The sequence below is a fragment of the Streptomyces sp. NPDC047880 genome (assembly GCF_040706515.1).
Taxonomy (GTDB): domain Bacteria; phylum Actinomycetota; class Actinomycetes; order Streptomycetales; family Streptomycetaceae; genus Streptomyces.
In genome coordinates this window covers 30,628-52,010 of sequence record NZ_JBEZOK010000012.1, presented here as the reverse complement: position 1 = coordinate 52,010, position 21,383 = coordinate 30,628, and the positions used below count along the sequence as shown (strand labels likewise).

22 protein-coding genes and 1 riboswitch are annotated in these 21,383 nt (G+C 72.5%); of the genes, 13 read left to right on the top strand and 9 right to left on the bottom strand.

Annotated elements, in window-relative coordinates; translation table 11 throughout:
• Positions 1 to 22 precede the first annotated feature (22 nt).
• The 5 genes from AB0937_RS19535 (at position 23) to AB0937_RS19515 (ending at position 4,270) form a co-directional block, all read left to right on the top strand.
• Complete coding sequence (locus AB0937_RS19535; protein WP_366713219.1) at positions 23 to 673, top strand: class I SAM-dependent methyltransferase; 651 nt, start codon at positions 23 to 25, stop codon at positions 671 to 673.
• 195 nt (positions 674 to 868) lie between these two features.
• Positions 869 to 1,156, top strand: coding sequence for a hypothetical protein (locus AB0937_RS19530; protein WP_366713217.1), 288 nt, complete (start codon positions 869 to 871; stop codon positions 1,154 to 1,156).
• Between the two features lie 63 nt (positions 1,157 to 1,219).
• On the top strand, positions 1,220 to 2,167 hold the full coding sequence (locus AB0937_RS19525) for an N-acetylmuramoyl-L-alanine amidase (protein WP_366713216.1): 948 nt from the start codon (positions 1,220 to 1,222) through the stop codon (positions 2,165 to 2,167).
• Between the two features lie 158 nt (positions 2,168 to 2,325).
• Positions 2,326 to 3,156: a hypothetical protein gene (locus AB0937_RS19520; protein ID WP_366713214.1), complete on the top strand. Its 831-nt coding sequence runs from the start codon at positions 2,326 to 2,328 to the stop codon at positions 3,154 to 3,156.
• A gap of 100 nt (positions 3,157 to 3,256) precedes the next feature.
• Positions 3,257 to 4,270 (top strand): LLM class F420-dependent oxidoreductase, encoded by a 1,014-nt coding sequence (locus AB0937_RS19515; RefSeq protein WP_366713212.1) that lies wholly within the window; start codon positions 3,257 to 3,259, stop codon positions 4,268 to 4,270.
• A 12-nt stretch (positions 4,271 to 4,282) separates the two neighbouring features.
• Here AB0937_RS19515 and AB0937_RS19510 read toward each other — a convergent pair whose 3' ends face one another.
• The 3 genes from AB0937_RS19510 to AB0937_RS19500 are packed head-to-tail and all read right to left on the bottom strand — an operon-like array spanning position 4,283 to position 7,821.
• Positions 4,283 to 5,032, bottom strand: coding sequence for a hypothetical protein (locus AB0937_RS19510; RefSeq protein ID WP_366713211.1), 750 nt, complete (start codon positions 5,030 to 5,032; stop codon positions 4,283 to 4,285).
• Complete coding sequence (locus AB0937_RS19505; RefSeq protein ID WP_366713209.1) at positions 5,019 to 6,584, bottom strand: substrate-binding domain-containing protein; 1,566 nt, start codon at positions 6,582 to 6,584, stop codon at positions 5,019 to 5,021. The genes AB0937_RS19510 and AB0937_RS19505 overlap by 14 nt, the downstream gene beginning before the upstream one ends.
• Positions 6,585 to 6,624: 40 nt before the next feature.
• Positions 6,625 to 7,821: a hypothetical protein gene (locus AB0937_RS19500; RefSeq protein ID WP_366713208.1), complete on the bottom strand. Its 1,197-nt coding sequence runs from the start codon at positions 7,819 to 7,821 to the stop codon at positions 6,625 to 6,627.
• A gap of 191 nt (positions 7,822 to 8,012) precedes the next feature.
• Between AB0937_RS19500 and AB0937_RS19495 the strand changes: the two genes are divergently transcribed.
• The gene (locus AB0937_RS19495; RefSeq protein WP_366713206.1) at positions 8,013 to 8,306 is read left to right on the top strand and encodes a hypothetical protein; all 294 of its coding nucleotides are present in this window, start codon (positions 8,013 to 8,015) and stop codon (positions 8,304 to 8,306) included.
• A 97-nt stretch (positions 8,307 to 8,403) separates the two neighbouring features.
• Here AB0937_RS19495 and AB0937_RS19490 read toward each other — a convergent pair whose 3' ends face one another.
• Genes AB0937_RS19490 through AB0937_RS19480 form a run of 3 tightly spaced genes read right to left on the bottom strand, consistent with a single transcriptional unit; the run spans position 8,404 to position 11,719 of the window.
• On the bottom strand, positions 8,404 to 9,474 hold the full coding sequence (locus tag AB0937_RS19490; RefSeq protein ID WP_366713204.1) for a prenyltransferase: 1,071 nt from the start codon (positions 9,472 to 9,474) through the stop codon (positions 8,404 to 8,406).
• Positions 9,471 to 10,220, bottom strand: a complete 750-nt coding sequence (locus AB0937_RS19485; protein ID WP_366713202.1) for a class I SAM-dependent methyltransferase — start codon at positions 10,218 to 10,220, stop codon at positions 9,471 to 9,473. Before AB0937_RS19485 ends, AB0937_RS19490 begins: the two co-directional genes overlap by 4 nt.
• The gene (locus tag AB0937_RS19480; RefSeq protein ID WP_366713201.1) at positions 10,214 to 11,719 is read right to left on the bottom strand and encodes a glycosyltransferase family 4 protein; all 1,506 of its coding nucleotides are present in this window, start codon (positions 11,717 to 11,719) and stop codon (positions 10,214 to 10,216) included. Before AB0937_RS19480 ends, AB0937_RS19485 begins: the two co-directional genes overlap by 7 nt.
• Positions 11,720 to 11,930: 211 nt before the next feature.
• Here AB0937_RS19480 and AB0937_RS19475 point away from each other — a divergent pair, with 211 nt between their 5' ends.
• The gene (locus AB0937_RS19475) at positions 11,931 to 12,590 is read left to right on the top strand and encodes a TetR family transcriptional regulator (protein WP_366713200.1); all 660 of its coding nucleotides are present in this window, start codon (positions 11,931 to 11,933) and stop codon (positions 12,588 to 12,590) included.
• 307 nt (positions 12,591 to 12,897) lie between these two features.
• Here the strand turns inward: AB0937_RS19475 and AB0937_RS19470 are convergent, their stop codons facing one another.
• Together AB0937_RS19470 and AB0937_RS19465 are read right to left on the bottom strand one after the other, a co-directional pair.
• Positions 12,898 to 13,131 (bottom strand): ferredoxin, encoded by a 234-nt coding sequence (locus AB0937_RS19470; RefSeq protein ID WP_366713198.1) that lies wholly within the window; start codon positions 13,129 to 13,131, stop codon positions 12,898 to 12,900.
• Positions 13,132 to 13,133: 2 nt separating this feature from the next.
• Positions 13,134 to 14,585 (bottom strand): aldehyde dehydrogenase, encoded by a 1,452-nt coding sequence (locus AB0937_RS19465; protein ID WP_366713197.1) that lies wholly within the window; start codon positions 14,583 to 14,585, stop codon positions 13,134 to 13,136.
• A 158-nt stretch (positions 14,586 to 14,743) separates the two neighbouring features.
• Between AB0937_RS19465 and AB0937_RS19460 the strand changes: the two genes are divergently transcribed.
• From AB0937_RS19460 to AB0937_RS19450, 3 genes are all read left to right on the top strand, one after another.
• On the top strand, positions 14,744 to 15,769 hold the full coding sequence (locus AB0937_RS19460; protein WP_366713196.1) for an MBL fold metallo-hydrolase: 1,026 nt from the start codon (positions 14,744 to 14,746) through the stop codon (positions 15,767 to 15,769).
• A gap of 328 nt (positions 15,770 to 16,097) precedes the next feature.
• Positions 16,098 to 16,790, top strand: coding sequence for a hypothetical protein (locus AB0937_RS19455; protein ID WP_366713195.1), 693 nt, complete (start codon positions 16,098 to 16,100; stop codon positions 16,788 to 16,790).
• A 175-nt stretch (positions 16,791 to 16,965) separates the two neighbouring features.
• Positions 16,966 to 17,871 (top strand): helix-turn-helix transcriptional regulator, encoded by a 906-nt coding sequence (locus AB0937_RS19450; RefSeq protein ID WP_366713193.1) that lies wholly within the window; start codon positions 16,966 to 16,968, stop codon positions 17,869 to 17,871.
• Positions 17,872 to 17,889: 18 nt separating this feature from the next.
• Here AB0937_RS19450 and AB0937_RS19445 read toward each other — a convergent pair whose 3' ends face one another.
• Entirely contained in the window at positions 17,890 to 18,705 is an 816-nt protein-coding gene (locus tag AB0937_RS19445; protein ID WP_366713192.1) for an SAM-dependent methyltransferase, read from the bottom strand.
• 260 nt (positions 18,706 to 18,965) lie between these two features.
• Positions 18,966 to 19,104: riboswitch (cobalamin riboswitch) on the top strand.
• Between the two features lie 109 nt (positions 19,105 to 19,213).
• Here AB0937_RS19445 and AB0937_RS19440 point away from each other — a divergent pair.
• From AB0937_RS19440 to AB0937_RS19430, 3 genes are all read left to right on the top strand, one after another.
• Entirely contained in the window at positions 19,214 to 20,434 is a 1,221-nt protein-coding gene (locus AB0937_RS19440; protein ID WP_366713190.1) for a prenyltransferase/squalene oxidase repeat-containing protein, read from the top strand.
• Complete coding sequence (locus AB0937_RS19435) at positions 20,431 to 21,072, top strand: SCO2322 family protein (protein ID WP_366713189.1); 642 nt, start codon at positions 20,431 to 20,433, stop codon at positions 21,070 to 21,072. The genes AB0937_RS19440 and AB0937_RS19435 overlap by 4 nt, the downstream gene beginning before the upstream one ends.
• Positions 21,069 to 21,383, top strand: a 315-nt coding sequence (locus AB0937_RS19430) for a hypothetical protein (RefSeq protein ID WP_366713187.1), incomplete at its 3' end; no start/stop codon positions are given. The genes AB0937_RS19435 and AB0937_RS19430, both read left to right, overlap by 4 nt.

Sequence of the window (21,383 nt, the reverse complement as noted above, 5' to 3'; positions counted from 1 at the left end):
TCGTACGACCGAGAGGAACCCCATGCCCGCGGCGCCGAAGCCCGAGATCCTGGCCGCGTTCGAGGCGGCGAAGGGGTTCATGCCCGCCGGTGAGGGCCTGGCGCTGTACGCGGCGGCCGTGGAGGCCGGGCGGCTCGGGCTGCCGCTGCTGGAGGTCGGCACGTACTGCGGCCGGTCGACGATCCTGCTCGCCGACGCGGCCCGCGAGGCCGGGGTCAGCGCGCTCACCGTCGACCACCACCGCGGCAGCGAGGAGCAGCAGCCGGGCTGGGACTACCACGACCCGGAGACGGTCGACCCCGAGATCGGCCTGATGGACACGCTGCCCACGTTCCGCCGCACGCTCCACCGGGCGGGCCTGGAGGAGCACGTGGTGGCGCTGGTCGGGCGTTCCCCGCAGATCGCCGCGTTCTGGCGGACGCCGCTGGGGTTCGTCTTCATCGACGGCGGTCACACCGACGAGCACGCCACCGCCGACTACGAGGGCTGGGCGCCGCACGTGGCGGAGGGCGGTCTGCTCCTCATCCACGACGTCTTCCCCGAGCCGGAGGACGAGTTCACCGGCCAGGCCCCGTACCGCGTCTACCTCCGGGCCCTCTCCTCCGGCGCGTTCACGGAGGTCTCGGCGACGGACTCGCTGCGGGTCCTGCGCCGCACGGGCCCGGGCATCTGACGCACCGGACCTCCCGCCCGGCGGCCTCCGCCGACGTCTCGCCGACGAACCCGGGCCCCTGTCCCGCCCGTACGGGCGCGGGTCTCCGCGGGAACGGCTGGGCGGGTGAACTGCGCCCCGTCGCCCGCGCCCGGTCGGCCCACGGGCGGCGTGGCGCGTCGGCGCCCGGCCGCCCCTGCCCAAGGATCCGGGCGCGTGGCACACACCTTCGAAGAGCTCGTGGAGAAGCAGCGCGCGGCGGACGAGGCGTACGCCCGCGTGCGTCATCTGCAGGACGCCTACGGGCCGCCCACCCAGACCAAGTGGAGCGACCAGCAGACCAGCACCTGGGAGACGGCCTGGCGTGCCTGGCGCGATCTCGCCCGGGACGTCCAGGCAGCGGTGACCGGGTACGCGAAGCAGGAGGGCACCCCGCGCCAGGAGGTGGAGGCCCGTGTGAAGGAGGCGGTACGGCACGGGGACGACGGGGGGAACGGGGCGTAGCCCGCCACCCCTCGGGCCGTCCTCGGGCCGCTGCCCCCGGTCACGGCCGCTAGGGTGGCTGGCGTGTCGTACGTAGGCCCGGACTTCGAACCTCCCCAGCCCCGCCGCCGTCGCGGCCCCCTGACCGTCGCGCTCGCCGCGCTGGTGCCGGGGGCGCTGCTCGGCTGGCTGGTGTACGAGACGGTCGGCGGCTCGGGAGACGAGGGGGGTTCGGGGCAGGCGACCGTACGGTCCTCCTCGCCCGCCGCGTCGAGCGCGCCCTCCGACGACGCCAAGGAGCCGAGCGCCTCCCCCGAGCCCACGGACACGCCCTCGGCCTCCGCGCCCGCGGCCTCCGGCCCGCTCAAGGGGAAGGTCGTCGTCATCGACCCGGGGCACAACCCGGGCAACTCCCGGCACGCGTCCGAGATCAACCGCAAGGTGGACATCGGGACGAACGCCAAGGAGTGCGACACCACGGGCACGTCCACCAACGACGGTTACACCGAGGCGAAGTTCACGCTGGACGTGGCGCACCGGATGCGCACGCTGCTGGAGAAGCAGGGCGCCACGGTGAGGCTGACGCAGGACGGCGACCGGCCGTTCGGGCCGTGCGTGGACGAGCGGGCCCGGATCGGCAACCGGGCGAAGGCCGACGCCGTGGTCTCGATCCACGCGGACGGCTCGGGCGCCGGCAACCGCGGCTTCCACGTGATCCTGCCCGGCGCGGTGCACGCGGGCGGCGCGGACACCCGGGGGATCGTCGGCCACTCCCGCGATCTCGGCGAGCGCGTCGCGGGCCGCTTCGTGGCCGTCACCGGCAGCGCGCCCTCCAACTACGTCGGCGACGGCGGCGGACTCGTCACGCGTAAGGACCTGGGCGGTCTCAATCTGTCAACGGTTCCCAAGGTGTTCATCGAGTGCGGCAACATGCGCGATAGCAAGGACGCGGCGTTGCTCACCAGCGGCGCGTGGCGACAGAAGGCTGCGCAAGGGATCTCCGAGGGAATCGTGAGTTTTCTGCGCGGGTAGTCCCGGACCGGCAGATCCCGGCGGACACCCTGACCGGGCGGACGATAGGGTCCTCCTTACGATGAGGGGCCACCCCCGCGCTTCGCACCGAGTCCGGACGGCGGCATGGTGACAGCGACGCCTCTACCGACGATGAGACGACCTACGAAGGACCTGAAGTGAATATCCGCTCCCTCACTCGGGGCGACGGCGTGGTGATCGGAGCAGCGGTATTGCTGTTGATCGCGTCGTTCCTCGACCTCTACTCGTTCGACAATGTCCCCGACAGCGTCGACCTCCCCAGCCTGTGGGGCAGCGGCCCGGTCGTGTTCAGCGTCGTGCTGGCCGGGATCATCGGCGCCGCACTCGTCGTCGTCGGCCGGGGCCTGCCGCAGGCCCCGAAGATCGCGGGGCTGGAACTCGTCCCGTTCGGCGTCGCGTTCACGGTGTTCGCCGCGTGGAGCGCGCTCGGCAACATCTTCGACGTGCCCGGTGGCTTCGACAACATCGGTGAGAACGGCAGCGAGGGCGCCCCGAGCCCGGGCATCGGCATGATCCTCGCTCTCGTCGCCACCCTGCTGATGGCCGCCGCCGCCCTGGCCACCCCTCTCGTCCCGGCCCTCAAGGGCGCCCTCCTCCCGGCGCCCCGCCCGGCCGCCCCGCAGCCCTACGGCGCCCAGCCGCCCGGCGGTTACGGCTACCCGGGCGCCCAGCAGCCCGGCGGCTACGGCCAGCCGCAGCCGGGGCAGCCGTACGGCGGTCAGCCGCAGCCGCAGCCGCAGCAGGCGCAGGCCCCGCAGCCGCCGGCCGGTGACTTCTCCCCGTTCTGGTTCGCGGTGCCGGTGCCGCGGCCGCTGTTCGCGGAGGACGGCTCGCCCACGCCGATCGCCGAACTCGCCCCGGGCACCTGGTACCTGGCCGTCGAGCAGCGCGGAGCGGCCCTGGTCGCCCAGACGCAGGACGGCCGCCGCGGTGTCCTCCAGGACACGTCGGGCATCCAGCGCGGCTGAGCCCGCACCCTTCTCGCACGGCCCCCCGCCCTTCCGGGTGGGGGGCCGTTGCCGTACAGTCGTCGGCCCCGGTCAGCTGACATACCGTCAGGAGGCAGGCATGCGGCTCGGTCTCGCGCTCGGCTACTGGGGTCGCGGCCCCTCTCCCGGCCACGTGCCCCTGGCGCAGGAGGCCGAGCGGCTCGGCTACGACTCGGTCTGGACGGCGGAGTCCTGGGGCTCGGACGCGTTCACCCCGCTCACCTGGATCGCGGCTCACACGTCCCGCATCCGGCTGGGCACGGCGGTGGCACAGATGGCGGCCCGGTCTCCGGCCACGACCGCGATGCACGCCCTCACCCTGGACCATCTCTCCGGCGGCCGTGTGCTGCTGGGCCTCGGACTCTCCGGTCCGCAGGTCGTCGAGGGCTGGTACGGCCGCCCGTTCCCCGCCTCGCCGCTGACGGCCACCCGCGAGTACGTCGACGTGCTGCGACAGGTGCTGCGCCGCGAGGCCCCCGTCGAGCTGGCCGGCCGCTTCCACTCCCACCCCTACCGGGGGCCCGGCGCCACGGGCCTCGGCAAGCCCCTCAAGCCGATCACCCATCCGCTGCGCCCGGACCTGCCCATCCTGCTGGGCGCGGAGGGCCCGAAGAACGTCGCCCAGACGACCCGGATCGCCGACGGCTGGCTGCCGCTGTACTGGTCGCCGACCCGGCCGGACGTCTACGGCCCGGCCCTCGCGGAGCTGCCCGAGGGATTCATGGTGGCGCCGATGGCACAGGTCCGGGTCTGCGACGACGTCGCCGAGGGCCTGCTGCCCGTCAAGGCGATGCTCGGCTTCTACATCGGCGGCATGGGCCACGCGGCCCGCAACTTCCACGCCGATCTGATGGCGCGCATGGGCTACGAGGCCGAGGCCCGCCGCATCCAGGAGCTGTTCCTGTCCGGCCGCCGGGAGGAGGCCGTCCTGGCGGTCCCCGACGCCTTCGCCGACGAGATCTCCCTGGTCGGCCCGCGCGAACGGATCGCCGAACGGCTGGAGTCGTGGCGCGAGGGCCCGGTGACCGACCTCCTGGCCCTCGCGCCCGACCCGCACACCCTGCGCGTGCTCGCCGAACTGGGCTCCCGCTGAGCGTCGGCGGACTCACCAGAAGATCGCGATCGCCTCCAGCGTCACCTCGCGGGTGTCCTCGCGCCAGCCGGTCATCTTGCCGAGGCAGCGGGCCGTGAACGTGCCGACGGGGATGGAGCGGCGCGCGTCCCCCGGGGCCACGACGCGCATGTACACGGGGGGCCGCTCGGCACCGTACTCGGCCCGCAGGACGAAGCCCTCCGCCACGTCCGGCAGGCGCGTGAACACCCCCTTGACCGAGACGAACGCGCCGATGCGGCTCAGGGTCACCGCGCGGCCGTCCGCCAGGCTGTCGGCGAGGTTCCGGTTCGGCACGACCGTCAGCGTGGTCAGGTCGGCGTGGACGATGGCGTCGGCCCGGTCGAAGGCCTCCATGACCACGCCGATCACGTTGATCGGCTTGTCCTTGCGCACGAACTTGCGGAACGTCTCCTGGCTGACGTCCCGCTTCAGCCGGAACCGGAACAGCCACGTCAGCAGCCGGCTCCAGAAGCCGACACTCGTGTCGACCTTCGTCCGCAGCTCGACGGCCTCCTCCAGCGCCGACCGGTAGTTGCCCAGCTCGTAGAGGTCCATCACCGCCTGCTCGTCCAGGTAGAGGCAGATGCTGTACGCCGACTGCCAGCGCCGCAGATGCCTGCGCCGCTCCCGGGCGTGGCGCACCAGGACCACCGCGAGCGCCACCGCGCCGGCGGCCGTCACCAGCCAGACCGCCATCCACGGCCACCACAGGCTCCACCAGAGTGCGTCAGTGACAGCCACGGATCTCCTTGAAGGCCTCGGAAAGGGACGAGCCGCCGGCCTCCACCATCCGGCCGCCCGTGCGCGCCGCCGCGCGCCGCAGCTCGCCCGCGTCGGCCTCACCGAAGTGGACGGGGTAGGTGTGGACGGCGGCGCGCACGGCGGCGGGCAGTGCCCGGTGGCGGCGCAGGAACCGGGCATAGGACAGACCCGCGTTGTTCTCGCCGTCGGTCATCAGGACCAGCGAGACCAAGCGGCCGGGGTCGGCGGCCAGTTCGCGGGCGGCGGTGCGGTAGCCGTGGTCGAGGGCGGACCACACGGCGGTGGCGTCGCCGTAGCCGCCCCGGGCGACGGTGGAGGCGAGGGCCGTCAGGTCCTTCGGGCCGGTGACGGTGACGGTCTCCTCCCCCAGCACCCGGCCGCCGAACCGGACGACGGTGAGCCGCTCGCCCCGGTGGAAGCGGGTGGCCTTGCCGGAGGCGGAGGGGTCCGCGCCGCTGAGTCCGGCGAAGGCCTCGCGCAGGGCGGCCATCCGGGCGCCGCGCATCGAGCCGGAGAAGTCGAGCAGGAAGACCACCTGGCTCGTCGTGCGGCGCCCGGGGTCGCCGTAGTCCACCAGCAGGGTCTTCACGACGACGGGCTGGTCGGGGTAGAAGAGGGCGTTGCCGACCGGCTCGCGCAGTCGTGCGTCCCGGGTGACCGCCGGGTTCAAGGGGCGGCGCAGCGCCTGCCGCATGATCTGCCGCTGCACCGGGTCGCGCCGCAGCCACTGCGTGACCTTGTCGTACGCGGCGCGGTGGGCCGGGTTCAGCAGGAGCAGAGGGAAGTCCGACAGGACCGTGCCGTCCTCGGGGCGGACGATCTCCAGGCGCTCACCGAGGCGGCCGGTGGCGTTGAGGGCGAGCAGGTCGGACTCGTACGTGATGAGGGCGTTCGCCTCGTCCTGATGGTCGACGTAGGAGTCGACGAGGGCGGGCCCGGTGTCGGCGGTGAGGGTCTGGCCGGAGCGGAAGCCGCGCAGCCGGTCGCAGGAGACGTCCTCGGGGCGCAGCGCGGCTCCGGTGCCGGCGGCGGCGGTGGCGACGCCGACGAGGGCGGCGAGTCCGCTGCCGGCGTGCCGGGGGTCGGCCATGCCGAAGCGGACGGTGCCGGTGGCGGCGGCGTCGGCGATGTCGGCCCAGCTGAGCCGGGCGCCGGGCACTTGGGCGCGAAGCCGCCGCACCACGTCCGGCTTCATTCCGACGACGACGGGGGACGTCATGGTGGGCGTGCGTTGCAGCCCCCGGGTCGCGTTCTTGTCGGTGAGCCGCAGATAGCGGTCGGAGGACAGCCAGGCGAGGTCGTACCTGCCGGCGTCCGGGGGCTCGGTCTCGGCGTCGGCCCGGAGGTCCAGGCGCAGGTCGACGCCGGTCTCGTCCTTCAACTCGCCCAGCAGCGGCGCCAGTACGGCGAGGTCGGGCCCGGCGAGCACGCGCAGCCGGACCGTGTCGTCACCGGCGTCGCCGGAGCAGGCGGTGAGGAGGGTGGCGACGAGCGCCAGGCAGAGCGCCGGCAGGCCCCGGCCGCGCCTCACCGGCCGTCCGTCCGGTCCGGGCAGTCGCCCACGATCTCGATCATCTTCTCCAGCAGGGGCAGGCTGGGCAGCACCGCCCGGGTGTCGCCGGAAGAGGTGGTGGGCACCGGATGTGCCGTTCGGTGAGGAACCGGGCGAGTTCGTCGCCGGTCGCGCCGCCGGTGGCACTGCGGGCGCGGAAGCCCAGCTCCATGGCCCGGCGCTGGAGTTCGGGGTCCTCGCTGACCAGTTCGCCGAGCCGGGCGCCCTCGCCGGTCAGGGCGACGAGCTGGGGTTCGGTGACGAAGCGCGTGGACGGGTAGAGCAGGACGCGCTCGTCGTCGGTGGCACCCGTCGCGGCCTCCTGCCCGATCTGGTGGGCGAGGAACTGGTGCTCGTAGATCACCGTCACCGGGGCGATGCTCTGTCCGTCGGGGGACAGGTACGTCTCGGCCCGTTCGGACGACGGCAGGCCCTGTTCGACGAGGAGCGGCTTGATCCTGCGGGCGAGCTGCTCCGCCTCGGCCTCGCTGTCCGGCGCGTCGTTGCCGTGCTCGACGAAGGCCACGAGCCCGAGGTAGGTGCCGGCGGAGTTGGCCTCGCAGATGTCCGAGGTCTGGGCGAGGATCTTGTTGCCGTTGCGGACGCGGTCGTCGCGGTCGATCTCGTCCCAGCGGTAGCCGTCACCGGGGTCGCGCTGGACGCCCTTGCGCTTGCCGCGGGACAGGTCGAGGAACTTCCGCATGTCGAGGGTGTAGTACATCGGCCTGCCGCCCGGGCCCGGCTGGCGCTCGGCGACGCCTTCCGCCGTGAGCACCTCGGCGTAGTCGTGGTAGGTGGCCAGCACGATGGGGCTGACGAACGGGCGGTAGAGCAGCACCGGACGGTCGGCGCGGGCGCGCTCCCGGCTGATCAGGTCGGCGGCGGGCTGGCCGGAGGGGAAGACGACGTCGTATCCCTCGTAGTCCTGCTTGGCGATCTCACGCGAGCCCATGTTGGTGATGTGCACCCGGAAGCCGTGCTTCATCAGCAGCCGCTCGACCACGGGATCCTGGAAGAAGTCCCTCTTCGAGGCCATCTTGGCCTCGATGGTGACCACCTGCCGCAGCGGCAGCAGCAGGTTCCCGGAGGCCACGAGCAGGGCCAGCCCGATGACCGGGACGGGCAGCGCCGACGCCAGCGCTCTGCGCAGACGTCGGCGCGGGGGTCTGGTGACGGTCAACCGCGGCTCTGCGGTGGCGGGTCTGTTCGCGAGCACCTGCAATCTCCCCCCGGTGGCACCGGCGCTCTCCCCGAGTGGCCGGGCCAGGATCGTCGGTGATGCCGGTGTACCCCGAACAGCCCTTTGAGGAACGTGGGTTGCCCGCGCGGGGAAGGGCACGGGGAAGCCCGGCGGGCGGGGCTCACCGGGCCAGGTTTCATCCAGAGTTCAAGGGCAATCCGGAGACTATGTCCCCTCGATATCGCAGCGGTGCGAATTCAGCCGGCACGATCGTCGCGGTCGTGGCCGACATCATGGCCCTCATCCTGGGCCTGTGGATCCTGATGTACCTGCTGGACGCCAACCCGGGCAATTCGTTCGTCCAGTTCATCCACGACGCGGCCCGCTGGCTCGCCGGCTGGTCGCACGACCTGTTCACGTTCGACGAGGCATGGGCCCGAGTGGTCTGCGGCTACGGCCTGGCAGCGGTGGTGTACCTGTTGATAGGGCACGCGATCGCCAATCGCGCCCACCGGCACTGAGAACGCGGTTGGGGGCTCGCCCCCTGAGGGCGCGGGGAACTGCGCGACAAGCCACGCACGACCCGCGCCCGCACACCCATCACCACCACCCGATTTCTCAGGCGCAGCAGTCCGACTCGAGTCCGGCAGGCAACTCCGCACCACCGAAGACCTGGCACGTGGCCTCATGCCCACCCAGCGCGGCCACCGCCAGCAACAGCGACCCCGCGGTCCACGTCGTCAACTCCCGCGGCCAGATCGCCTCGTCGTCGAAGACGTACCCCGTCCAGTACAGCCCGCTCTCCGGATCCCGCAGGTGCTGGATCGACTGCAGGATCTCCAGCGCCCGGTCCGACTCCCCCATCGCCCACAGCGCGAGGGCGAGCTCGGCGGACTCACCTCCCGTCACCCACGGGTTGGGCACCACGCACCGCACGCCCAGTCCCGGGACGACGAACCGGTCCCAGCCCTCCTCGATCCGGGCCTTGGCCTCCTCGCCGGTCAGCGCACCGCCGAGCACCGGGTAGTACCAGTCCATCGAGTACCGGTTCTTGTCGAGGAACCGCTCGGGGTGCCGGCGTATGGCGTGCCGCAGCGCGCCTGCCGCCAACTCCCAGTCCGGTTGGGCCTCTTCGCGCTGCTCGGCGATGGCCAGCGCGCAGCGCAGCGCGTGGTGGACGGAGGAGCTGCCCGTCAGCAGGGCGTCCGTCGTGTGCGTGCCGTCGTCGTCGCGCCGCCAGCCGATCTGCCCGCCGGGCTGCTGCAGGTGGAGCACGAACTCCACCGCCGCGTACACCGCCGGCCACATCCGGTCCAGGAACGCGTCGTCGCCGGTGGAGAGGTAGTGGTGCCAGACGCCGACGGCTATGTAGGCGACGAAGTTGGTCTCCCGGCCGCGGTCGGTGACCGAGTCGAACGCGCCGTCGGTGTAGGCGGCGTACCAGGAGCCGTCCTCGTTCTGGTGCCGGGCCAGCCACAGGTAGGCCCGCTCGGCGGCCTCGTGCTCGCCGGCCGTGTCGAGGGCCATGGCCGCCTCGACGTGATCCCAGGGGTCGAGGTGGTGACCCCGGAACCACGGGATCGCCCCGTCCTCGCGCTGCACGGCGAGGATGCCGGCGACGGTGGCGGCGGCCTGTCCGGCGGTGAGGACCCCGGGCAGGACCAGGTGTTCCGTCCGGGGAGTGGTCACGTGGCGTCCGCCCCGTTGCCGGCGAGCCGCGGGAGGTGCGGCTTGGTCGCGTACGCCACGAAGCTCTTGCCGATCAGCGGGTTCAGTGCCTGCTCGGCGACCCGGGTGGCCAGCGGCTTCTTCATGATGTCCCAGACGAGCAGCTTGTGGTACGCCCGCACCGGCAGCGCCTTGTCGTTGTCGACGCCGAACGCGCACTTGAGCCACCAGTAGGGCGAGTGCAGGGCGTGGGCGTGGTGGGTGCCGTAGGGCTTCAGGCCGGCCTCGCGGATCTTCCGCAGCAGTTCGTCCGCCTTGTAGATGCGGATGTGGCCGCCCTCGACCTCGTGGTAGGCGTCGGACAGGCTCCAGCAGACCTTCTCGGGGCCGTAGCGCGGGACGGTGACGGCGATGCGGCCGCCGGGCTTGAGGACCCGCACCATCTCCGCGAGGACGCCCTTGTCGTCCGGGATGTGCTCCATGACCTCGGAGATGATCACGACGTCGAAGGACTCGTCGGGGAAGGGCAGCGCGAGGGCGTCGCCCTCCATCGCCGTGGCGGTGGCGCCCTCGGGGGCCTCGCCGGCCTCCTTCATCGCCGCGAACCACTTCGCGACCTCGCGGATCTCCTCGGCGTTCTGGTCCAGCGCCACGACCTGCGCGCCGCGCCGGTAACACTCGAACGCGTGCCGCCCGGCACCGCAGCCGAGGTCCAGGACCCGGTCTCCCGGGGCGAGCGGGAACCGGGAGAAGTCGACGGTCAGCACGTGGCCCTGCTTTCGGAGTTGGCGCCTTCTACATCTGTGGGAACGGCGGGCACGGTGCCCGCCGGGGTCACGGTCCCGGCTCCGGACGCCGCGGCGACCCCGGCCTCCGTGCCCGGAGCCGGACCGGCGGCGGAACCGGCGCCCGGCACCACGGCCGGCCGGGTCGCCGTGGCGGCCGGGGAACGGCCGGTGCCGCCCTCGGACCGGGCGATCGCCTCGCGGTACCGGGCCACCGTGCCTTCCGCGGCCCTGGCCCAGGTGAAGTGCCGCAGCACCCGTTCGCGCCCGGCCGTGCCGAGTCGGGCGCGCAGGTCCGGGTCGGACAGCAGACGGCCCAGGCCCGCGGCCAGGGCCTCGGAGTCCCCCGGCGGCACCGCCAGGCACGTCTCGCCGTCCCGCCCGGCGACCTCGGGGATGGCGCCCCCGGTCGTGGCGAGCAGCGGTGTCCCGGTCGCCATGGCCTCCGCGGCCGGCAGTGAGAAACCCTCGTAGAGCGACGGCACGCAGGCGACCTGCGCCGAACGCACGAGGTCGACGAGTTCCGCGTCGGAGATGCCCTTGACGAACTCCACGGCGCCTTCGAGGCCGTAACGTTCCATCGCCTGGGCGACCGGCCCCTCGGTGGGCCGCTTGCCGACGACGACGAGGTGGGAGCCGGGCTGCTCGGTGCGTACCTTGGCGAGCGCCTCGACGAGGTGCACCAGGCCCTTCAGCGGCACGTCCGCGCTGGACGTCGTCACGATCCGGCCCGGTACGACGGGCACCGAGGGATCCGGCGAGAACAGCTCGGTGTCGGCGCCGATGTGGACCACGTGGATGCGGTCCCGCCGGACCCCGAGGTGGTCGATGATCTCCTGCTGCGAGGTGCCCGACACGGTGAGCACGGAGGGCAGCCGGCGCGCGACCCGCTTCTGCATGCGCGTGAAGGCGTACCAGCGCCGTACCGAGTAGCGCCGCTGCCAGCCGTCCGCCGCGTCCAGCTCCAGCTGCCGGTCGACGGTGATGGGGTGGTGGATGGTGGTCACCAGGGGCGCGCCGACATCGCCCAGCAGGCCGTAGCCGAGGGTCTGGTTGTCGTGCACGACGTCGAACTCGCCGCGGCGGGCCCGCAGGTGGCGGCGGGCGCGCAGCGAGAAGGTCAGCGGTTCCGGGAAGCCGCCGGTCCACATCGTCGCCACTTCCAGCGCGTCGATCCAGTCGCGGTACTCGCCGCGTCCCGGCGTGCGGAAAGGATCCGGCTGGCGGTACAGGTCGAGGCTGGGCAGCTCGGTGAGGCTCAGTCCCTCGTGGCCCTCGTCGAGGACGGGGTAGGGCTGGGCTCCGATGACCTCGACCCGGTGGCCCAGGCGGGCCAGTTCACGCGAGAGGTGCCGGACGTAGACGCCCTGCCCGCCGCAGAACGGGTTCCCTTTATAGGTGAGGAGCGCGATGCGGAGCGGTCGCAAGCCGTCGGCGGCGGGGGCCTGAGGAGCCCCGGCCTCCCTGGCCTCTGCGGTCACTCTGGGCCCCCTTCTCCCTGCACTGTCCCGCGAGATTACGCCGGGACGCTAATCTAGAACAAGTTTCAGACTTGATCGTTCGGAGGCTCTGAATCTACCGGCAGGTAAGGGCGCTGTGAGCAGTGGATCAGGTGATTCACGCCACGACCGGCGCCGTGCCATGCTGTGTGATCACTCGTCCTCACGGACGGTCACGGAACGGGACCGACACATGCCCGCGGAAGCCAAGGTGAGCGCCAAGGTGAACAAGCCGGCCAAGGTGGAAGCCAGAGCGGCAGCCCCCGCCTCCCCGCCCCTCACGGAGCGGCAGGAGGCCCGCCGCCGCCGCATCCTGCACGCGAGTGCGCAGTTGGCCAGCCGGGGCGGTTTCGACGCCGTGCAGATGCGCGAGGTCGCGGAGTCCTCCCAGGTGGCGCTCGGCACGCTGTACCGCTACTTCCCTTCCAAGATCCACCTGCTGGTCGCCACCATGCAGGACCAGTTGGAGCACATGCACGGCACACTGCGGAAGAAGCCGCCGCAGGGCGAGACGGCGTCCGAGCGGGTCGCCGAGACGCTGATGCGGGCCTTCCGGGCGCTGCAGCGCGAGCCGCACCTGGCGGACGCGATGGTCCGCGCCCTGACGTTCGCCGACCGCAGCGTGAGCCCGGAGGTCGACCAGGTCTCCCGCCAGACGACGGCGATCATCCTGGACGCGATGGGCCAGGAGAACCCGACGCCCGAGCAGCTCTCGGCGGTCCGGGTCATCGAGCACACCTGGCACTCGGCGCTGATCACCTGGCTGTCGGGCCGGGCCTCGATCGCGCAGGTGAAGATCGACATCGAGACGGTGTGCCGCCTGATCGACCTGACCGCGCCGGCCGCCCCGTAGCCCCCGGACGCATCGAGGACCTACGAGACGGGTTCCCTTCGCCGGCATGGTCCGGATCAGGTGATGGGGGTCGCCTTCCGGTCGCCCGGCCTCGCGGCCCTGCGCCCTTCCGGCCTCTCAGCCCTACCGTCGCAGTCGGCACCAGCGGAAGCCCTGACTTCACTTCCCGCCGACGTCGGCTACTCCGGTCGGACTCCCTCACTCGCCTCGTAGGCCGACTTCCAGAATAGAACGCCCAGGGTGGAATAAAACCCCCTCAAACATGATTTTTCGAACGATTGCAGGCGTTCCCGGCTCCGTCCGGGCCCTACTCCTCCGGCGGGAACACCGCCTCCCCGCTGTCCCTCAGCGTGATCACGATCGCCTCCGCCGGGCAGCACTCGGCCGCCTCCAGCACCCGTTCGCTGGCGTCCATGTCCGGGGCCACCGGACGGGACTGGCGGGCGGCGTCCAGGCGGAAGCCGTCCGGCGCGTGGTGGAGGCACTGCGCGGAGCCGATGCACAGGGAGCGGTCGACCTCGACGTGCCAGCGGTCGCCCATCGCTACGCCTGCGCCGGGAGGTGGATCATCTTGTGCTCCAGGTACTCGCCGTACCCCTCGGGCCCGAACTCCCGCCCCAGTCCCGAGTTCTTGTAGCCGCCGAAGGGCCCCAGCATGTCCAGGCTGAAGGTGTTGACGGAGTACGTGCCCGTGCGGACCCGGCGGGCGATGTCGATGCCGTGCTCGACGTCCGCCGTCCAGACGCTGCCGCTCAGGCCGTAGTCGGAGTCGTTCGCGATCCTCACGGCGTCGGACTCGTCGTCGTAGGGCAGCAGGCAGATCACCGGGCCGAAGATCTCCTCGCGGGCGATGCGCATGGAGTTGTCGACGTCGCCGAAGAGGGTCGGTTCGACGTACCAGCCCCGGTCCAGGCCGGCCGGACGTCCGCCGCCGGTGAGGATCTTGGCACCCTCCTCCTGGCCGATGCGGATGTAGTCGAGGTTGCGCTGCTGCTGGCGCCGGGCCACCAGCGGGCCCACCTGGGTGGCCGGGTCGAGCGGGTCACCGACCGTCAGCGCCCCCGCCGCGGCGGCGAGGGCGCCGGCGAACTCGTCGTAGCGCGAGCGCGGCAGGAGGATGCGGGTCTGGGCGACGCAGGCCTGTCCGTTGTTCATCCAGGCCGCGGGGGCGATGCCCGCCACGGCCGTCTCGAGGTCCGCGTCGTGCAGCACGACGGCCGCGGACTTGCCGCCGAGTTCGAGCGTCACACGGGTGAGGTTGCGGGCGGCCACCTCCATCACGCGCTTGCCGGCCGCGACCGACCCGGTGAAGGAGACCTTGTCGATCCCGGGGTGCCCGACCAGGTACTCACTGACCTCCCGGTCGGCGGGCAGGATCGACAGCACGCCCTCCGGCAGCCCCGCCTCGCGGGCGATCTCGCCGAGCAGGTACGCGTCGAGCGGCGACTCGGGCGAGGGCTTGAGGACGACCGTGCAGCCGGTGAGCAGGGCCGGGGCGAGCTTGGCGGCGGCGACGAACTGCGGGACGTTCCAGGGGACCACGGCGGCCACGACCCCGACGGGCTCGCGGCGTACGAGGATCCTGCCGAGGACGCCGTCGCGCGGCTCCTCGTGGGGGAAGTTCCGGGCGACGGTGATCGCCGTGTCCCAGACCATGACCGCGCCGAGGGCCTGGGCGAGGACGCTCCAGGAGTACGGCGAGCCGTTCTGGGCCGAGATCACGCGGGCGATCTCGTCATGCCGGGCGGTGATGGCGTCCTTGATCCGGCCGACGACCTCGATGCGCTCCCCGAGGCTCATGCGCGGCCAGGGCCCCTCGTCGAACGCCCGCCGCGCCGCCGCCACGGCCCGGTCCACATCCGCCGCCGAGGCATGCGGAACACGTCCGATGACTTCCTCGGTGTGCGGTGAGACCACCTCGATGACGTCCTGCCCCAGGGGGTCGGTCAACTCCCCGCCGATGAACAGCTGTCCGTGTTCCACGAGCTCGGTCATGGCCGACTGCCTCCCCGGGAGCTTTCTCTGACGGTTCATCAGATATGCCCACTGATACCAGCCCCGTCCCGAGGAGTCCACGGACCGCGCACCACGGGAGGCTCCTCGCTGGAACCCGTTCTAGTTATAGTGACGATGAGCCGGCGACAGGGGATCCCATGACACAGGTGACCGACCACGGCGGAGGTGTCCGGTCGCTCCGGGTCCCGATTCCGGACAACCCGCTCGGCCACACACTGGTGTACGTCGTCGACACCGACCGGGGCCCGGTGCTGATCGACACCGGCTGGGACGACCCGGAGTCCTGGGACACCCTCACGCAGGGCCTCACGGCCTGCGGCACCTCGGTCGCCGAGATCCACGGCGTGGTCATCACCCACCACCACCCCGACCACCACGGCCTGTCCGGCCGGGTCCGGGAGGCGTCGGGCGCCTGGATCGCGATGCACGCGGCGGACACCGCGGTCGTACGACGGACCCGCGAGGCCCGTCCCGAGCGCTGGTACGCGTACATGGCGGACAAGCTCACCGCGGCCGGTGCGCCCGAGGAGCAGATCGCGCCGCTGCGCCGGGCCCGGGCCCGCGACCTGCCCGGCTTCTCCCCGGCCCTGCCCGACCGCGACATCGTCCCCGGCGAGCTCCTGGAGCTGCCCGGCCGCCGGCTGCGCGCGATCTGGACGCCGGGACACACACCGGGCCACGTCTGCCTCCACCTGGAGGAGACGCACCCGGAGCAACTACCCGGTCAGGGCCGTCTGTTCAGCGGCGACCACCTGCTGCCCGGGATCACCCCGCACATCGGCCTCTACGAGGATCCGGACGACGCCACAGTGACCGACCCCCTCGGCGACTACCTGGACTCCCTGGAACGCGTCGGCCGCCTGACCCCGGCCGAGGTGCTCCCGGCCCACCAGCACCCGTTCTCCGACACCGCCGCCCGTGTCGGCGCGCTGCTCACCCACCACGAGTCCCGCCTGAACGACCTGCTGGCCCTGCTCGCCGGGCCCCTCACGCCCTGGCAGCTCGCCGAGCGGATGGAGTGGAACCGCCCCTGGGACCAGATCCCGTACGGCTCCCGCACCATCGCCGTCTCCGAGGCCGAGGCGCATCTGCGGCGCCTGGTGAAGCTGGGGCGCGCGGAGGCGGTCCCGGGGAGCGAGCCGGTGACGTACGTGGCGAGCTGACGTACGTGGCGGTCTGACGTACGTGGCGAGCTGGCGTACGTGGCGAGCTGGCGTGCGTGGCGGTCTGACGTACCTGGCGGTCCGGCGTACGGGTTCGGCGCACGGAGAGCGGAGGCACGCGCACGTCGTGACAAGCAGGTGTGCGCACGGCGCCGCACGCCCCTGAAGCACCAAAACGCGCCCTTCGCACGCCCCTGACCACCGGCCAACCGTCCGGATAGCGTGCCCGGCGGGGTGGTGAGGGCGCCGAAGGGACGGCATGGGGACCGCCGGCGTTCCTCATCACGCAATCACCAAGCGAAATGGGGGGCTTGCCGTGGGGGAAAGCATGTCCGCGGAGATATTCGTCTCCGCGTTCAATCGGCTCGGCTGGGACACGTCGATGGCGCAGCGGGGAGCCGCAGGGTATTCATCGGTGCGGAGCTGGCGGAATTCTCAGACCGGGCAGGTGGCCGCAGCGGGTGCGGCCGCGATGGCGGTGCCGGGGGCGCACGCCGTGGCCATGGTCGGCGATGTGGCGTTCCTGCTGCACAAGATGTCCCTCTGCGCCTGGGGAATCGGCTTCAAGATGGGCGCGACGGTGGACGGCGAGGACGATCTCGCGGTCATCCTCGCGCTCTGGGCCGACGCCCTGGAGCCGGACGCGTTGAGCGTGACCTCGGCAGGGGCCGCGGCATCGGCGGGCTTCATCGCGTTCAACGTCGCCTATCCGACGTACGGAACCGCCGTGATGGCCAAGGCGCTCGCACTGGGCGCAGGCAGCGGCGTGTCCGTGGTCGGAGGGAAGATCGTCGGGAAAAAGGGCGCAAAGGCCGCCGCGAAACTCAGCAAGCCGTTCATCAACAAGATCGCGCAGAAGGCCGCGGTGAAATTCTCCGCGGTCCTGGGATCGAAAGCGGTGACGGGCTTCGTTCCGGTACTGGGCGCCCTCGCCGGGGCGGGGATCAACGCTTTCTTCGTCTCGAAATTCGCTGACGCGGCCGAGAGCTACTACCGCCACAAGCTGGCCGCCGGCGGCTGACAACCGGCCACCGCCGCCCTCCCTTCGGCGCTCCGCCCGTCCATGGGCGCATCCAGCCGGGCGTGAAAGCGCCTTCTGCATACGTCGGATGGCGCCGGGGCATCGCCCCTAGGATGGTCGTGCCGCGACGCTTCAGCGGGTGCGGAGTTGCGTCCCACCGCAAGGAGACATGCCCATGGGCACCGAAGAGGCCGCCGGCACCTCGCCCTTCGACGGAGTCCTGGACGAGAGACCGGCCGGGCCCATGGTGCCGCGGCTGGCCCTGGGAGCCCGGCTGCGCGGGCTGCGCCAGGAGCGGGGCGTCGGCCGGGCGGAGGCGGGGTACGTCATCCGCGCCTCCCCCTCCAAGATCAGCCGCATGGAGGCGGGCCGCCACGGATTCAAACTGCGTGACGTGGCCGATCTGCTGACGCTCTACGGCGTCACCGACGAGGCCGAGCGGGCCACCCTGCTGGCGCTGGCCGAGCAGGCCAACACCCCCGCCTGGTGGCGGCCCTACAGCGATGTCGTGCCTGCCTGGATGCAGACCTACCTCGGTGCCGAACAGGCGGCGAGCCTCATCCGCTCGTATCGGGTCCAGCGCGTGCCGGGCCTGCTGCAGACCGCCGACTACGCGCGGGCCGCCGTACGGCTCGCGCACCCGGAAGCCGGGGCGGCGGAGACCGACCGCCGGGTGGCGCTGCGGATGGCCCGCCGGCGGATCCTGCACCGGCAACCGGCGACCCGGCTGTGGGCCGTGATCGACGAGACGGCGCTGCGGCGCCCGGTGGGCGGCAGCCGCGTGATGCGGGACCAGCTCAGGCATCTCATCGAGAGCTGCGCGCTGCCGCACGTCACGGTGCAGATCCTGCCGTTCGCCGCCGGCGCCCACGCCGGGGAGGGCGGGCCGGTGACCATTCTGCGGCTGCCCGGCGGGCAGTTGCCCGACGTGGTCTACCTGGAGCAGCTCACCGGCGCCCTCTATCCCGACCGGCCGGCCGAGATCGAGCGCTACTGGGACGCCATGAACCGGCTGGTGGTCGAAGCCGAGTCGCCCGACGAGACCCCGACCATCCTGCACCGCATCCTTCAGGAGACCTGAGGGCTCAGACCTGCGGGCTCAGTTCTTGCGGGCGACGCCGCCGTACTGGTGCACCTCGGCCGGGAGGCCCAGGGCCGCCGCGTCAGGACGCCAGCGCGAGCAGGACGCCACGCCCGGTTCGAGCAGGTCGAGACCGTCGAAGTAGCGCGCGATCTGCTCGGGGCTGCGCAGGATGTACGGGATCGAGCCGCCGTCGTTGTACGTCTGGATGGCCCGGACGTAGTCCTCACTGGTGTCGGTGGAGTCGTACTGCACGAGGTAGCTGCCCGGGGGCAGGGCGGCCACCAGCCGGCGCACGATCGAGCGGGCCTCCTCGTGGTCCTCGATGTGGCCCAGGATGCCCATCAGCATGAGGGCGACGGGCTGGTCGAAGTCGAGTGTCTTCCCGGCCTCCCGGACGATGGTGTCCGGGTCGCGCAGGTCGGCGTCCACGTAGTTGGTGACGCCCTCCGCCGTGCTGGTGAGCAGGGCGCGGGCGTGGGCCAGCACCAGCGGGTCGTTGTCGACGTAGACGATCCGGCTCTCCGGCGCCACCCGCTGGGCGATCTGGTGGGTGTTGTCCACGTTGGGCAGGCCGGTGCCGATGTCCAGGAACTGGCGGATGCCCTCTTCGGCGGCCAGGTGGCGGACGGCGCGGGCGAGGAAGTAGCGGGCGGCGCGGGCCCCGGTCTCGATGCCGGGGAAGACCTCGCGGAACGCGTCACCGGCCACCCGGTCGACTTCGTAGTTGTCCTTGCCGCCCAGCCAGTAGTTCCAGATCCTGGCCGAGTGCGGCACCGAGGTGTCGATCTTGGGGAACGGCTCCTGCTCGGAGTTCTCCACGTGGTCGGTCATGGACGCTCCTGCGTGTGTGGTAGAGGAAGCCCCACGTTATCCGGTCGGGACCCTGGAGAGGATCAACTCCATTGCGGCGCCCACGAGTTCCCCGTCATCCCGCACCACACCCCCGGCCTCGGCGTCGCACTCACGACGCGGCGCCCACGGCTCGCCGCTCTCCACACGTCGGCACGGCGCCCCCGGCCGGCGGCTCTCCCGGTGGCGTGGGCGGCACGGGGCCGCGGCGCCCGCCCGCCCGGGACCCCCTCGGCCCGATTCCTGCGTGCGGGTACAGTAAGCGGGTCGTCATCACACCGTACGGGGGGAAGCCGGTGCAATTCCGGCGCTGGCCCCGCAACCGTGTATCGCCCGCCAGGGCGGTGAGCCGGATCGCCTCGTACGGGTCGTGAACGGCTCGCGTGCCCGGCAGAGTGCCGGTGCACGGCACCGTCGAGGTACACGGAGCCGAGCCGCCGGGGTGTCCCGTGCTGTCCGGCTCCCCCACAGGGAGAGGCACCCGCCGATCATGAACGTTCGCCGCAGCGCCGCGGTCCTGGCCGCCGTCGCCGTGATCGGCGCCGCCACCCCGGCAGTCGCCGACCCGTCCCCGTCGTCGTCCCAGGCGTTCCCCTCCGCCCTGTACGGCTCGACCGACCCGAAGTACGACGGGGTGTGGCGGCAGTCGCTCGCGCTGCTCGCGCAGGACACGGTGGGTGTGAAGCCCGCGGCGAAGGCCGTGCGGTGGCTGGAGCGCCAGCAGTGCGCGGACGGCTCCTTCGCCTCGTACCGCCCCGACCCCACCGCCGCGTGCGACGCCAAGACGATGCGGGACACCAACGCCACCTCCGCCGCCGTCCAGGCCCTGGCCGCGCTCGGCGGGCACGACGACGTCACCGGCAAGGCCGTCGGCTGGCTGAAGTCCGTGCAGAACGAGGACGGCGGCTGGGGTTACTCCCCCGGCGGGGCCAGCGACACCAACTCGACGTCGGTCGTGACGGGCGCGCTCGCCGCTGCGGGCGAGAAGCCGGGCCGGGTCGAGAAGGACGGCAAGTCCCCCTACGACGCCCTGCTGAAGCTCGCCCTGCCCTGCGGCGGGGACGCCGACGGCGCCTTCGCCTTCCAGCCGGACAAGAAGGGTGAACTGGCCGCCAACGCGGACGCCACGGCCGCCGGTGTGCTGGGCGCCCTGGGCAAGGGCATGGTCGTCGAGCCCGGCGAGAAGCCCGCCGGGCCGTCCGGTGCCGCCTGCGCGAAGGCCGGGACCCCGGAGCAGGCCGCGGCCAACGGAGCCGCCTACCTCATCGCCGCTCTGGCCAAGGACGGCGGGCACCTGATGTCCGCCCTGGCCGGTGCCGAGCCCCAGCCCGACCACGGCAACACCGCCGACGCCGTCGTCGCGCTCGCCGCGCGGGGTGAGACCGCACAGGCGGAGAAGTCCGTGCGGTGGCTGGCGAAGAACTCCGCGGCCTGGGCCGCGCAGAGCGGTCCGGCCGCCTACGCCCAGCTGATCCTCGCCGCCCACGCGACGGGCACGAACCCGCGTGACTTCGGCGGCGCGGACCTCGTCAAGCAGCTGAACGCGACGGGCCCGGCCCCGCAGGCCGCCGGGAAGACCGAGGCCTCGGCCGCGAAGGAGGACTCCGGCTCGGACTTCTTCGGGGTCTGGTGGTACGTCGGTGTCTGCCTCGTCGCCGGCATCGGCATCGGCTTCCTGTTCACCGGCCGCAAGAAGCAGCAGCACCTGTGATCCGCCGCGCCCTTCTCCTGCTCCTGGTCCCGCTCCTGCTGTGCGCGGGCGCGGGCCAGGCCCAGGCCGCCGGGTACCGGTACTGGTCGTTCTGGGAGCGTGACGCCGGGCAGTGGGTCTACGCCACACAGGGCCCGTCCCTGGCCCGTCCCTCGGACGGCGACGTCCAGGGGTTCCGCTTCGCCGTGAGCGAGGACTCCGCGGACGCGGCACAGCCGCGCGGCAAGGCCGGCTTCGCGGCGATCTGCGCGAAGACGCCCGCGCGGGACGGCAGCAAGCGGGTGGCCCTGGTCATCGACTTCGGCACACCCTCGGACGCCCCCGGCGGCGAGACCCCGCCGACCGCGCGCACGGCCTGCGCCCGGGTCTCCCCCGACGCGACGACGGCCGACGCCCTGGCGGCGGTGGCCAAGCCCCTGCGCTACGACACGAACGCCCTGTTGTGCGCGATCTCCGGCTATCCGGAGCAGGGCTGCGGCGAACAGGTGTCGCGGAAGCGGACCCCGGGGCAGGGGAAGCCCACGGCGGAGCGGAGGACGCCGTCGGACGACGGCCCGTCCCTGGGCCTGGTCGCGGGCATCGCCGTGGTGGCGGTCCTGGGCGGCGCGGCGATCTGGCAGGTACGACGGCGTGGGTGACCGTCCCGCCCGGCCTGCGGGCAGTCGTGCCGCTGAGGAGTACGACGGCGCGGGTGACCGTCCCGCCCGGTCTGCGGGCAGTCGTGCCGCTGAGGAGTACGGCGGCGCGGGTGACCGTCCCGCCCGGCCTGCGGGCAGTCGTGCCGCTGAGGAGTACGGCGGCGCGGGTGACCGTCCCGCCCGGCCTGCGGGCAGTCGTGCCGCTGAGGAGTACGACGGCGCGGGTGACCGTCCCGCCCGGCCTGCGGGCAGTCGTGCCGCTGAGGAGTACGGCGGCGCGGGTGACCGTCCCGCCCGGCCTGCGGGCAGTC